This is a genomic window from Streptomyces platensis, assembly GCF_008704855.1.
Lineage (GTDB): Bacteria > Actinomycetota > Actinomycetes > Streptomycetales > Streptomycetaceae > Streptomyces > Streptomyces platensis.
In genome coordinates this window covers 2,159,848-2,172,073 of record NZ_CP023691.1, presented here as the reverse complement: position 1 = coordinate 2,172,073, position 12,226 = coordinate 2,159,848, and the positions used below count along the sequence as shown (strand labels likewise).

Genomic DNA, 12,226 nt, shown 5'->3' with positions numbered 1-12,226 from the left:
CCCCCGGCTCTCATCCCGGCCGCACAAACCCGCACTCGTACGCGGCGATCACCGCCTGGGTCCGGTCCCGTACACCGAGTTTGGCGAGCACGCCCGCCACATGTGTCTTGACCGTGGCCGGGCCCACTCCGAGCCGGTCCGCGATCTCGGCATTCGTCATTCCGGCCGTCATCAGGCGCAGCACGGCCCGCTCCCGCTCGGACAGCCGGGCCCGCAGCGTCCGCACGGCGTCGTCCGCGGCCCGTTGTGCGGCGTGCCGGGCGGCCAGTTGGCGCACCGCGGCCGGGAACAGCAGCGAGTCGCTGCGCGCCACCAGCCGTACGGCCTGCACCAGGTCCTCCGCGCCGGACCGCTTGAGCAGGAACCCGCTGGCACCGGCCCGCAGCGCGTCATAGACGTAGGCGTCGTTCTCGAAGGTCGTCACCACGATGATGCGCGGCGGCCGGTCCATCCCGGCGAGCACCTGCTCGGTCGCCCGGATCCCGTCGATCTCCGGCATCCGGACGTCCATCAGCACGATGTCCGGGCGCAGTTCACGGATCAGCGGCACCGCCTCGGCGCCGGTCGCCGCCTCGCCGACGACCTCCATATCGCCCTCGGCACCCAGGATCGCGCGCAGCGCCGAGCGCACCATCTGCTCGTCGTCGGCGAGCACGATACGGAGGGGGCGGGGGGCCTCCCCGTGGTGGCCCCGCTGGTCGTCGTCCTGCGTCGTGGTCATGCCCCGCTCGTCCCCGTTCCCGGCCGTCGGTCGTCTGTCATCCGCCGCCTCGCCCACCGTTCCCGGCCGTCGATCGTCTGTCATCCGCCGCCCGCTCGCCATTCCTCTGTGCCCGTCCCTGCCTCTGCCCCTGTCCCCGCCTCTGCCCCCGTGACCGTCCCCGTCCCCGCCCCCGTCAGTGGTAGCCGGGCTGTCAGCCGCCATACGCCGTCCCGTTCCGCCGCCGTGGCCGCACCGCCCAGCAGCCGTGCGCGCTCGGCGATCCCGCGCAGCCCGCGGCCCCCACCCGGCCGGGCCGCCGCCGCACCGGCCACCGCCCCCGCCACCGGATTCTCCACCCGTATCAGCAACTCGCCGTCCCGGACGCCGAGATGCAGCCGGACCGGCACCGGACCGGCGTGCCGCAGTGCGTTGCTGAGGCCTTCCTGCACGATCCGGTAGGCCTCCCGGGAGACCACCGGCGCCAGCCCCGCGCACGGCCCCTCCACCGTCGCCTCTACCGGTACGCCCGCCGCCCGGGTGCGGCCGAGCAGCGCCTCCAGACCGTCCAGGGTGGGCGCGGGCGCGGCCGGATCGCTGCCGTCCTCCTCCCGCAACAGCCCGAGGACGGTGTCCAGTTCGGCGACCGCGTCGCGGGTGGTCTCCTCGATGGCGGCCAGCGCCCGGCGGGCGAACTCCGGGTCGGTGTCCAGGACCCGGCGGGCCGCGCCCGCCTGGAGAGTGACCGCGCTCAGCGCATGGCCGACCGCGTCGTGCAGTTCGCGGGCCAGCCGGTTGCGGGACGCCAGTTCGGCGGCCCGGCGCTCGGCGGCCGCCAGCCGGTCGGCCGGTGTGGGGCCCAGCAGCACGGGGGCGGCGCGGCCCAGCAGCGCCCCCGCCCCCCAGGCCGTGCCCACCACCAGGGCCAGCAGCGCCAGCCCCGTGAGCGGGCCCAGCACGCCGTGGAAGGCGTCCGGCAGCGAGGTGTGCCGCAGGGGGTCGGCGAACGGCAGCAACAACAGAACCACCGCGGCCGGCGGCGCGGACAGCGTCATCCCGCTGACGATCCCGCCGGCCAGCAGATGCGCCACGAACCACAGCGCCGTACGCCGCCGGGCCGCCCAGGAGACCGCCGGCCCCTCGGCCAGCAGCTCCGCGGGCACCCCGCACAGCGACCGTACGGCGGCCACCTCCAGCGGCCGCAGCAGCGGGAAGAGCAGCGCGGCCAGGGCGGCCAGCGGCAGCGCACCGCCGAACGCGACGAACTGCCAGCCCACGTCGAGGAACGGGTTGGCGCCGTCCGCGAGCAGCGGCACGACGACCGAGGTCAGCAGGAAGAACGGCATCAACAGCGCGCCGCCCAGCACCAGATGGACCCAGCGCCGGCCCATCAGCAGCACCGGGCGGCCTCACGTACGGCGAAGAAACGGGCCCCGGCCCCCGCCACTCTTGTCCCGACGCTCATCCGCACAGCGTAAGTGGAGCTCCTCAACGGTGGGGACGGCTTCGGTTCCGCTGTCGTAGCGGTCGGCGGAGCCAGGCGCCCCACGGGCCGGGTGGCACGACCCGCCGGGCGTATGACGGGCGGCAGGGCGGCCGCGTACGGGGCCCGCGCGGCGTGGCCTCTCCGGATGCTCATGGCGCCCAGCCTCCCGGCCGCCGCTCCGCAGCGCCTCGCCCCCACTGACGATCCCCCTCCGCCGCGCGGGGGAGGAGCACTCAACCGGCCCCGGCCTCAAACGGCTTCAACCGGCCGCAACCCACCTCAACCGATCCCGTCCGGCCTCACCCGCTCCGGCCCTCCCCCTCACAACCGCCGGGTCGCCAGCGTCAGCCGGTCGCGGGCGTCGAACAGCGCTTCCTTGATCATCTGCTCGTGCCCCGGGGTCAGCCGGGCCACCGGCACCGAGCAGCTGATCGCGTCCCGCGCCGGGGTGCGGTAGGGGATCGCGACACCGAAGCAGCGCAGGCCCAGGGTGTTCTCCTCGCGGTCGACCGCACAGCCCTGTTCACGTACCGCGTGCAGCTCCTCGATCAGCTGCTCGCGGTCGGTGAGGGTGTGCTCGGTCAGCGGGGCGAGGGCCGGCGGCAGCATCGCCCGGACCTGCTCGTCGGTGTACGTGGCGAGCAGCGCCTTGCCCAGCGAGGTGGAGTGCGCCGGAAGCCGCCGGCCGACGCGGGTGAAGGGGCGCAGATAGTGCTGGGACTGCCGGGTCGCGAGATAGACGACGTTGGTGCCGTCGAGCCGGGCGAGGTGAATGGTCTCGGTGGTGTCGTCGGAGAGCCGGTCCAGCGTCGGCCGGGCCGCGGCCACCACCTCGTCGCCGTCGATGTACGAGGTGCCGACGAGCAGCGCGCGCACTCCGATGCCGTAGCGGGTGCCGGTCGTGTCGGTCTCGACCCAGCCCAGGTCGACGAGGGTGCGCAGCAGCATGTAGAGGCTGGACTTCGGGTAGCCGACCGATTCCTGGACCGAGGCCAGACTGTGCATGCCGGGACGACCCGCGAAGTACTCGAGCAACTCCACCGTCCGCACCGCGGATTTGACCTGCGATCCACCGGTTTCGGCAGCTGACATCGCCCTTGACCCCTCTGTTCGGACCGCCATAGAGTCCCAGTTGTTCATCATCTGGAACAGCGTTCACGATATCGAACGTGATCCGGTGTGCGGCAAGGCGCGGAACGACTCGGCAGCATCGCCCGGGAGGAATGCACGGTGGCAGCGACAGCAGCAGCACCAGTCTGGAGTGTCGACCCCCGAACCGGGAAGCAGCGGGAACAGGTTGCGGTGGAAGCCACCGCCGACGAGGTGGACACCGCGGTCCGCACCGCACACGCCGCCCGTGGCGCACTGGCCGACCGCACCGTACGCGCCGCCCTGCTGCGCCGCTCCGCCGATCTGCTGGACGAGGCGGGTGAGGCGGTCATCGAGGCCGCCGACGCCGAGACCGCGCTCGGCCCCGGCCGGCTCACCGGCGAACTCGCCCGTACCACCTACCAGTTGCGGGCCTTCGCGGACCTGGTCGAGGACGGCGCGTTCCTCGACGTACTGATCGACCACGCCGACCCCGGACTCACCCCGCCCCGGCCCGACCTGCGCCGCTACAAGATCCCGCTGGGCCCCGTCGCCGTCTACGCCGCCAGCAACTTCCCGCTCGCCTTCTCGGTACCGGGCGGGGACACCGCCAGTGCCCTCGCGGCCGGCTGCCCGGTCGTCGTCAAGGCACACCCGGACCATCCGGCGACCTCCGAGCTGTGTGCCGCGCTGCTGCACCGCGCCGCCAGGGAGGTTGACCTGCCGGAGGGCGTGGTCAATCTGGTGCACGGCTTCCAGGCCGGTATCGACCTGGTGCGCCACCCGCTGATCAGCGCGGCAGGCTTCACCGGCTCGGTGCGCGGCGGCCGTGCCCTGTACGACGCGGCCGCCTGCCGCCCGCACCCGATCCCCTTCCACGGCGAGCTGGGCAGCCTCAACCCCGTCGTGATCACGGAGGCCGCGGCCGCCGAGCGCGCCGAGCAGATCGGGGCCGGGCTGGCCGGGTCGATGACCCTCGGCGTCGGCCAGTTCTGCGTCAAGCCGGGCCTGGTCCTGGCGCCCGGCGGCGAGACCGGCGACCGGCTGCTGACGGCGCTGACCGCGGCGGTCAGCGACACCGAGGCCGGGGTGCTGCTCGACCACCGGATGCGCGAGGCGTTCCTCGACGGGGTCCGCACCCGCGCCGCGCTCCCCGGTGTCCACGCGCCGGTCACCCCCGGCGCGGGCAGCGAGCACACCGTCAGCGCCGGTTTCCTCGCCGTCCCCGCCGCCCACCTGGCCGCCGAAGGGCCGCACGACCTGCTCCTGGAGGAGTGCTTCGGCCCGGTCACCGTCGTCGCCCGCTACAGCGACGAGGCCGAGATCGGCGCCGTGCTCGCCAGGCTCCCCGGCAATCTCTCCGCGACCCTTCAGCTCGGCGACGCGGAGAGCGCCGGCACCGATGCCGCGGGCCGCGGCGCCCGGCTGCTGGCCGAGGTCACCCCGCTCGCCGGCCGGGTGGTCGTCAACGGCTGGCCGACCGGCGTCGCGGTCGCCCCCGCCCAGCACCACGGCGGCCCCTACCCGGCCACCACCTCCACGTCCACCTCCGTCGGCGGCAGCGCCGTGGAACGCTGGCTGCGCCCGGTCGCCTACCAGGACACTCCGCCCGCGCTGCTGCCGCCCGAGCTGCGCGAGGACAACCCGCTCGGTCTGCCGCGCCGGGTCGACGGCCGCGCCGAGGGCGCATAGCGACCGTGCGCCCCGCCCCCGACGCGGCCGCCCTCCAGGTCCGCGCCGCGACCGCCGCCGACCTGCCCGCGATCGCCGCCCTGCACACCGGGGCCCGCGCCGCCTACCACCGCGCCCGGTTCCCGGACACGCACTTCGACGTCGTCGCCGAACGGGCCCGCCGGCACGACGCCTGGTTACGCGACCTGGCCCGGGGCGACACCCCCGCGCTCTGCGCCGCCCGGCACGGCACGGTGGTCGGTGCGGCCTCCTACCGCCACCGCGCCGACCACCACCGGCCGGCCGTCACCCTCCACCAGCTCCATGTCGACCCCCACCACTGGGGCACCGGCGTCGGCCGCGCCCTGCACGCTGCCTGCCTGCGGGCCTGGCGCGCGGCGGGTTTCTCCCGGGCGGTCCTCGACGTGCTCTGGCACAACCACCGCGCCCGCGCCTTCTACACCCGGCTCGGCTGGCGCCCCGACCCGGACCGCCGCCCCGCCCCGGACGCCACCCACCTCACCCTGTGGCTGGACCTGGCGACACCTCCGGCGGCACCGGCTCCGGGTGCACCGGCTCCGGCGGCACCGGATCCCGCCGGGCGATGAGCTGAAGCCGCTGGGCCGTCTGCCCGTCCAGCGTGGCCACCGACCCCTCCCGCTCCTTCAGCACCGTGAAGCCCGCCTCCCGCACCAGCCCCCGCAGCCGCTCCGGCGGATGGTGCCGGAACACCCCGCCGTCGGGCGTCTCGAACACCCCGTACGTCCCGTACCGCGCCGAGAAACGCGCATACCGCTCCCGGTTGAGCGCGTCCCCCTGCAACGGCACATCGCTCAGATACAGCACCCCACCCGGCCGCACCAGCCGCCCCAGCTCCCCGACGATCGCCGTCTGGTCCGCGTCCCGGGGCACACAGGTCAGCACCGCGAACAGCAGCGCCGCATCGAAGGCACCGTCCCCGAACGGCAGCGGAAAACCGGGGCAGTGCAGCAGCTCCAGCTCCGGATGCTCCCGCTTCCCCCGCGCGATCAGCGCCGCCGAGACATCCACCCCGCGCACCGCGCGGTACCCGGCCCCGGCCAGCTCGGCGGTCAACCGCCCGTAGCCGCATCCGTAGTCCAGCACCCGCGCGCCCCGCGGCACATACGCGTCCAGCAGCGCCGGGTCGAGCGGGTGGGTGAAGGTCTTGGCGGACCCGGTCGTCTCCCAGAACCCGAGAAATCCCTGTGACGAGGTCATGCCGGGACCGTACCCGGGGAATAGCCCGCCGCCCCGCCGACGTTGCACCCCCCGCACATCCACCACGAGGAAAGTCAGCTCATGCGCGTCGAAATCTGGTCCGATATCGCCTGCCCCTGGTGCTACATCGGCAAGGCCCGCTTCGAGGCCGGGCTGGCCGGCTTTGCGCACCGGGAGCGCGTCGAGGTGGTGCACCGCTCCTTCGAGCTGGATCCGAATGCGCCGGCCGCCACCGACGTCCCGGTGGTCGAGATGCTCGCCACGAAGTACGGCGTGAGCCGGGCGCAGGCCGAGGCGATGGAGGCCCGGGTCGCCGAGGCGGCGGCGGGGGAGGGGCTGGAGTACCGGTCCGACCGCATCCACGGCAACACCTTCGACCTGCACCGGCTGCTGCACCTCGCCCGGGAGCACGGTGTCCAGGACGCGCTGCTCGATGCCTTCTACCGGGCCAACTTCGCCGAGGCCAGGCGGCTCGGTGAGCCCGCTGTGCTCCGTGCGACCGCGGTCGGCGCGGGGCTGCCCGCCGAGGAGGTCGCCCGGGTGCTGGCCGACCCCGAGGCGTATGCGGAGGAGGTGCGCGCCGAGGAGCGGGAGGCCGCGGAGCTGGGTGCCACGGGGGTGCCGTTCTTCGTCATCGACCGCCGGTACGGCATCTCCGGCGGGCAGCCCGCCGAGGTCTTCCGGGAGGCTCTGGAGCGTGCGTACGCCGACGGGGCGGAACCGCTCGGGGCGGCCGGGGACGCCGGGGTGTGCGGGGACGACGGCTGCGCCGTGCCCGGGAAGTGAGCCGGGGACCCTCCGCCCGCACTCGGCGTGACCTGCGGTCATAGGGAAGTGGCGCGGGCCGGACGGGCGGAGTCGCCATGGACGGGGCGCGCTGCGCCGAGCAGAGTGGGGACATGCATCGACGTGAGCCACTCGGCGGGGCCGAATTCGCGCCCGAGACGACCTATCTGAACTCCGCCTCCAGCGGACTCCTCCCACGGCGCAGCGCCGACGCCCTGCGCGCGGCCCTGGCGGAGTCCGCCTCCTACGGCACCATGGGCCGCGACTACTTCGCCGCCGCCACCGCCTCCCGTGCCGCCTTCGCCCGGCTGCTGGACGTGCCCGCCGAGCGGGTCGCGCTGGGCAGTTCGGTCACGGTGCAGTCCGCGTTCGTCGCCGCCACGCTCCCGGAGGGCGCCGAAGTGCTGGCCCCCGAGGGCGACTTCAGCTCCCTGGTCAATCCGTTCGCCGCCCACCCGGGCATCAAGCTGCGCACCGTGCCGCTGGAGGCGCTCGCCGACGCCGTGCGCCCCGGCACCGCGCTGGTCGCCTTCAGCGCCGTGCAGTCACTGGACGGCCGGATCGCCGATATGGCGGCGGTACGCGAGGCCGCCCGGGCCCACGGGGCGCGTACCTACCTCGACATCACCCAGGCCGCCGGCTGGCTGCCGCTGCCCGCCGCCGACTTCGACTTCGTCGTCGCCGGGGCGTTCAAGTGGCTGCTGTGCCCGCGCGGGACGACCTTCATGGCGTTCGGCGGGGACTTCGGGCGGGGCGCGGAGTGGCCGGCCGCGCTGCATGCGGGCTGGGTCGCGGGGGAGGACATCGGCGCGTCCAACTACGGGCTGATCCAGCCGGCGGCCACCGCCCGGCGCTTCGACGAACCGTACGCACACTTCTCCTACGTCGGCGCCGAGCAGTCCCTGGGCCTCCTGGAGGAGTTGGGTGTGGAGACCGTCCACGCCCACAACACCGCGCTCGCCGACCACTACCGCGCGGGGCTGGCCGAGCGGGGGCTGACGCCGCGGCCCGCACCCGGTTCGGCGATCGTCTCCACGCCCGGGATCGCGGACGCGGAGGACCGGGCCGCCGCGGCGGGCGTGCGGATCTCGGTGCGCGGCGGACTGCTCCGCGCGGCCTTCCACCTCTACAACTCGACCGATGACGTGGACCGCTTGCTGGCCCTGCTGGGGTAGCGGCGGCCGGTGAAGAGGGGGCGGGCGGGGGCGTCGGAGCGGCTGGTGTAATGGTAAACGATCTTGTTCCGGAAGCAGTGAAAGGCCTTCAGTGACCACCGCGTTCGACCCGATAGACCTCGCCGGCACCCCGCTCGCCAACCGCCTCGTCATGGCCCCGATGACCCGCAACCGCGCCACCGCCGAGGGCGTCCCGACCCCGTCGATGGTCCGCTACTACACCCAGCGGGCCTCGGCCGGACTCATCATCACCGAGGCCTCGCAGACCGAGCCGGTCGGCCGTGGTTACCCGCTCACCCCCGGACTGCACACCCCGGAGCAGGTCGCCGGATGGCGCCGGGTCACCGACTCCGTGCACGCCGCGGGCGGCAAGATCTTCGGCCAGCTGTGGCACGGCGGCCGCATCGGTCACCCGGTGCTGCTGCCCGACGGCCTGGTGCCCGTCGCGCCCTCCGCGGTCGGCGCGGCCGGCCAGGGCTTCACCCAGGACGGCCCGACGGACTTCGTCACCCCGCGCGAGCTGACCGACGAGGAGATCCACCGGACCATCGACGGGTTCGCGGCGGCGGCCCGCAACGCCCTGGAGGCCGGGTTCGACGGTGTGGAGATCCATGGCGGGAACGGCTATCTGATCCACCAGTTCCTGGCGCCCAACACCAACCTGCGGACCGATGCCTGGGGCGGCTCCGACGAGGCGCGCGCCCGCTTCGCCATCGAGGTCGTCAAGGCCGTCGCGGCCGAGGCCGGTGCGCACCGCACCGGTCTGCGGCTGTCGCCCGGCAACCCCTTCAACGACATCGACGAGCCCGCGCCCGAGGCCACCTACACCGCCGTGGTCGAGGCCGTCGCCCCGCTGGGCCTGGCCTATCTGCACACCTGCGATGTGCTCGATCTGGAGCTGCTGGCCCGGCTGCGCAAGCGCTTCGGCGGGACGTTCCTGCTCAACCCGGCCACCACAGGCCGGCCCACCGGTCCCGAGGAGCTGTCGCTCGTCGAGGAGGGCGAGGCCGATCTGCTGGCGTACGGCGCGCTGTTCCTCGCCAACCCCGATCTGCCCAGGCGGCTGGCGCTCGGCGGCCCCTTCAACACCCCGGACCGGGCGAGCTTCTATGGCGGTGACGACTCCGGCTACATCGACTACCCGGCGCTGGAGGCCTGAGGAGCCGGCCGCCGGGTGCGGGCGCCCCGGTGGGCCCCGCCCACCGGCCGGACAACACGGCGCGGCCGCCGCACAGACCTGCTGTGCGGCGGCCGCGCCACCGGTGCGAACGTCCCCTAACGCACCGGAGTGAAGTCGCGGGCCCCGATGTATTCCGGGCGCCGGACCGGTGCCGCGAACGGCTCCACCGCTTCGTTCTCCACGCTGTTGAAGACGATGAAGACATTGCTGCGCGGGTAGGGCGTGATGTTGTCGCCCGAGCCGTGCATGGCGTTGCAGTCGAACCACGTCGCCGAGCCGGCCTGACCCGTGAAGAGGCGGATCCCGTGCTTGTCCGCCATCTTCGTCAGCACCTCGTCCGACGGGATGCCCGCGTCCTGCATCTGGAGTGACCGCTTGTAGTTGTCCTTCGGCGTCTCGCCCTCACAGCCCACGAAGTGCTGGTGTGAGCCGGGCATGATCATCAAGCCGCCGTTGGTGTCGTAGTTCTCCGTCAGCGCGATCGAGACCGACACGGTGCGCATATTCGGCAGCCCGTCCTCGGCGTGCCAGGTCTCGAAGTCGGAGTGCCAGTAGAAACCGGAGGCACCGAAGCCCGGCTTCACATTGATCCGCGACTGGTGGACATACACGTCCGAGCCGAGGATCTGACGGGCCCGGCCGACCACCCGCGGATCGGAGACCAGCTTGGCGAACACCTCGCTGATCTTGTGCACCTCGAACACGGTCCGTACGTCCTGTGACTTCGGCTCGACGATGGAGCGCGGGTCGGCGCGCATCGTCGGGTCGAGCACGAGCCGGTCCAGTTCGGCGCGGTACACCGCGACTTCTTCCGGCGTGAGCAGTTCCCCGATGGCGAAAAAGCCGTCGCGTTCGAAGTCGCTCAGCTCGGACGGCGCGAAGGGGCCGGCCGTTCCGGGCTGCGACCACACCACCGGGTCCTTCCGCGTGGTGATGACCTCAGCGGTCCCACGGGTCGGGTACAGGTCGGCGGTGCGCTCGGGTGCGGTGGTCATGGTGTTGCCTTCCTCTCCTCTCGTACGGAATCTGGCTTACGTGCGTGTGCGTGCCTCCTGGGCGCTGCCGGACGGGGCAGCGGGCGGGCGGCGCCTCAGACCGTCTCGGGCTCAGACTCCGGTTCGGTGAGAAGCGGGTAGACCCCGTTCTCGTCGTGGTCCTCGCGGCCGGTGACGGGCGGGTTGAAGACACACACGCAGCGGAAGTCCTCCTTGATCCGCATGGTGTGCTTCTCGTGCCCGTCGAGCAGGTACATCGTGCCCGGCGTGATGGTGTATTTCTCGCCGGTCTCATCGTTCGTGAGCTCGGCCTCACCCTCTACGCAGAGTACGGCCTCGATGTGGTTCGCGTACCACATCGACGTCTCGGTCCCGGCGTACAGCGTGGTCTCGTGCAGCGAGAAGCCGACGCGCTCCTTGGCGAGCACGATGCGCTTGCTCTCCCAGGTGCCGGACTTGGCCTTGACGTGGCGGTCGGTGCCTTCGATGTCCTTGAAGGATCGGACGATCACGGTGCTCGGTGCCTTTCTGTGGAACGGTAAGGATCTCTGGGGCCGTTGGGCCGATCAGGCGCAGTCGCGGACCGCGCGGGCGAGGATGCGGAGTCCCTCGTCCAGTTCCTCGGGGGTGGTCGTCAGCGCGGGGAGCAGTTTGACGACCTCGCTCTCCGGGCCGGAGGTCTCGATCAGCAGGCCGAGCTCGAAGGCGCGGGCCGCGATCTTGTTGGCCAGGGGCTTGTCATTGCACTCCAGGCCCCACACCAGACCGCGGCCGCGGTACTCGGCGATGGCGTCCGGGTGCTCCTCGGCGATGGCCTTCAGGTGCGCTTCGACGATCTCACCGCGGGCGAGAGTCTGCTTCTCCATCTGGCCGTCGGCCCAGTAGGTGTCCAGCGTCGCGGCGGCGGTCACGAAGGCCGGGTTGTTGCCGCGGAAGGTGCCGTTGTGCTCGCCCGGCTCCCAGATGTCCAGCTCAGGCTTGAACAGGGTGAGCGCGAGCGGCAGGCCGTAGCCGCTGATGGACTTCGAGACGGTGACGATGTCCGGCACGATGCCCGCCTCCTCGAAGGAGAAGAAGGCACCCGTACGGCCGCAGCCCATCTGGATGTCGTCGACGATGAGCAGCATGTCCCAGCGCTCGCACAGGTCGGCGAGGGCGCGCAGCCACTCGGGACGGGCGACGTTGATGCCGCCCTCGCCCTGGACCGTCTCGACGATCACGGCGGCGGGGGTGTTCAGGCCGGAGCCCTGGTCCTCCAGCAGCCGCTCGAACCACAGGAAGTCCGGGTAGGTGCCGTCGAGGTAGTTGTCGAACGGCATCGGGGTGCCGTGCACCAGCGGGATACCGGCGCCGGCCCGCTTCATGGAGTTACCGGTGACGGCGAGGGCGCCCAGCGACATGCCGTGGAAGGCGTTGGTGAAGGACACGATCGACTCGCGGCCCTTGACCTTACGGGCCAGCTTCAGCGCGGCCTCGACGGAGTTGGCGCCCGTCGGGCCCGGGAACATGACCTTGTAGGGCAGGTCACGGGGCCGCAGGATGATGTTCTGGAACGACTCCAGGAAGGCCCGCTTGGCCGTGGTGGACATGTCCAGGCCGTGGGTGACGCCGTCCCGCTCGATGTAGTCGATCAGGGCGCGTTTGAGGACGGGGTTGTTGTGGCCGTAGTTGAGTGACCCGGCGCCGGCGAAGAAGTCGAGGTAGGTGTGGCCGTCCTCGTCGGTCATGCGGCTGCCCTGCGCACGGTCGAAGACGGTGGGCCAGCTACGGCAGTAGCTGCGCACCTCCGACTCCACGGTCTCGAAGACGCTCAGATCGGGCTGGGTGATGGTCACAGCATGCTCCTGGGAGATGAGTGGCGAAGGATGCGGAAGTCTGTTGGGGGCTGGGCGGGACCGGCCGTGT

At 72.6% G+C, this 12,226-nt stretch carries 12 protein-coding genes; 5 read left to right on the top strand and 7 right to left on the bottom strand.

Annotated features, from left to right (window positions below):
* Positions 1–10 precede the first annotated feature (10 nt).
* The 3 genes from CP981_RS09415 to CP981_RS09405 form a co-directional block, all read right to left on the bottom strand.
* Complete coding sequence (locus CP981_RS09415) at positions 11–721, bottom strand: response regulator transcription factor (protein ID WP_085928222.1); 711 nt, start codon at positions 719–721, stop codon at positions 11–13.
* A gap of 80 nt (positions 722–801) precedes the next feature.
* The gene (locus CP981_RS09410) at positions 802–2,091 is read right to left on the bottom strand and encodes a sensor histidine kinase (protein WP_244329603.1); all 1,290 of its coding nucleotides are present in this window, start codon (positions 2,089–2,091) and stop codon (positions 802–804) included.
* A gap of 416 nt (positions 2,092–2,507) precedes the next feature.
* Complete coding sequence (locus CP981_RS09405) at positions 2,508–3,278, bottom strand: IclR family transcriptional regulator (RefSeq protein WP_085928223.1); 771 nt, start codon at positions 3,276–3,278, stop codon at positions 2,508–2,510.
* 138 nt (positions 3,279–3,416) lie between these two features.
* Between CP981_RS09405 and CP981_RS09400 the strand changes: the two genes are divergently transcribed.
* On the top strand, positions 3,417–4,967 hold the full coding sequence (locus CP981_RS09400) for an aldehyde dehydrogenase (NADP(+)) (RefSeq protein ID WP_085928244.1): 1,551 nt from the start codon (positions 3,417–3,419) through the stop codon (positions 4,965–4,967).
* Between the two features lie 5 nt (positions 4,968–4,972).
* Positions 4,973–5,554, top strand: coding sequence for a GNAT family N-acetyltransferase (locus tag CP981_RS09395; protein WP_085928224.1), 582 nt, complete (start codon positions 4,973–4,975; stop codon positions 5,552–5,554).
* Here the strand turns inward: CP981_RS09395 and CP981_RS09390 are convergent.
* The gene (locus CP981_RS09390; protein WP_244329601.1) at positions 5,466–6,185 is read right to left on the bottom strand and encodes a class I SAM-dependent methyltransferase; all 720 of its coding nucleotides are present in this window, start codon (positions 6,183–6,185) and stop codon (positions 5,466–5,468) included. The two genes, CP981_RS09395 and CP981_RS09390, sit on opposite strands and share 89 nt — an antisense overlap.
* An 81-nt stretch (positions 6,186–6,266) precedes the next feature.
* On the opposite strand from CP981_RS09390, the gene CP981_RS09385 reads away from it, so the two are divergent.
* From CP981_RS09385 to CP981_RS09375, 3 genes are all read left to right on the top strand, one after another.
* On the top strand, positions 6,267–6,971 hold the full coding sequence (locus CP981_RS09385) for a DsbA family oxidoreductase (RefSeq protein ID WP_085928225.1): 705 nt from the start codon (positions 6,267–6,269) through the stop codon (positions 6,969–6,971).
* Between the two features lie 113 nt (positions 6,972–7,084).
* Complete coding sequence (locus tag CP981_RS09380) at positions 7,085–8,146, top strand: aminotransferase class V-fold PLP-dependent enzyme (RefSeq protein ID WP_085928245.1); 1,062 nt, start codon at positions 7,085–7,087, stop codon at positions 8,144–8,146.
* 91 nt (positions 8,147–8,237) lie between these two features.
* A complete protein-coding gene (locus tag CP981_RS09375) occupies positions 8,238–9,305 on the top strand; it encodes an alkene reductase (RefSeq protein WP_085928226.1) in 1,068 nt (355 codons plus the stop codon).
* 116 nt (positions 9,306–9,421) lie between these two features.
* On the opposite strand, the gene thpD is transcribed toward CP981_RS09375, so the two are convergent.
* The 3 genes from thpD to ectB form a co-directional block, all read right to left on the bottom strand.
* On the bottom strand, positions 9,422–10,321 hold the full coding sequence (gene thpD / locus CP981_RS09370; protein WP_085928227.1) for an ectoine hydroxylase: 900 nt from the start codon (positions 10,319–10,321) through the stop codon (positions 9,422–9,424).
* Positions 10,322–10,416: 95 nt separating this feature from the next.
* Positions 10,417–10,833 (bottom strand): ectoine synthase, encoded by a 417-nt coding sequence (locus CP981_RS09365; protein ID WP_018091828.1) that lies wholly within the window; start codon positions 10,831–10,833, stop codon positions 10,417–10,419.
* A gap of 54 nt (positions 10,834–10,887) precedes the next feature.
* Positions 10,888–12,156 (bottom strand): diaminobutyrate--2-oxoglutarate transaminase, encoded by a 1,269-nt coding sequence (gene ectB, locus CP981_RS09360; RefSeq protein WP_085928228.1) that lies wholly within the window; start codon positions 12,154–12,156, stop codon positions 10,888–10,890.
* Positions 12,157–12,226: the final 70 nt, after the last annotated feature.

Bases quoted from the DNA above. Each gene is read 5' to 3' on its own strand.
- thpD (WP_085928227.1), bottom strand. From the start codon at position 10,321: ATGACCACCGCACCCGAGCGCACCGCCGACCTGTACCCGACCCGTGGG.
- CP981_RS09405 (WP_085928223.1), bottom strand. From the start codon at position 3,278: ATGTCAGCTGCCGAAACCGGTGGATCGCAGGTCAAATCCGCGGTGCGG.
- CP981_RS09390 (WP_244329601.1), bottom strand. From the start codon at position 6,185: ATGACCTCGTCACAGGGATTTCTCGGGTTCTGGGAGACGACCGGGTCC.
- CP981_RS09385 (WP_085928225.1), top strand. From the start codon at position 6,267: ATGCGCGTCGAAATCTGGTCCGATATCGCCTGCCCCTGGTGCTACATC.
- CP981_RS09415 (WP_085928222.1), bottom strand. From the start codon at position 721: ATGACCACGACGCAGGACGACGACCAGCGGGGCCACCACGGGGAGGCC.
- CP981_RS09410 (WP_244329603.1), bottom strand. From the start codon at position 2,091: ATGGGCCGGCGCTGGGTCCATCTGGTGCTGGGCGGCGCGCTGTTGATG.
- CP981_RS09380 (WP_085928245.1), top strand. From the start codon at position 7,085: ATGCATCGACGTGAGCCACTCGGCGGGGCCGAATTCGCGCCCGAGACG.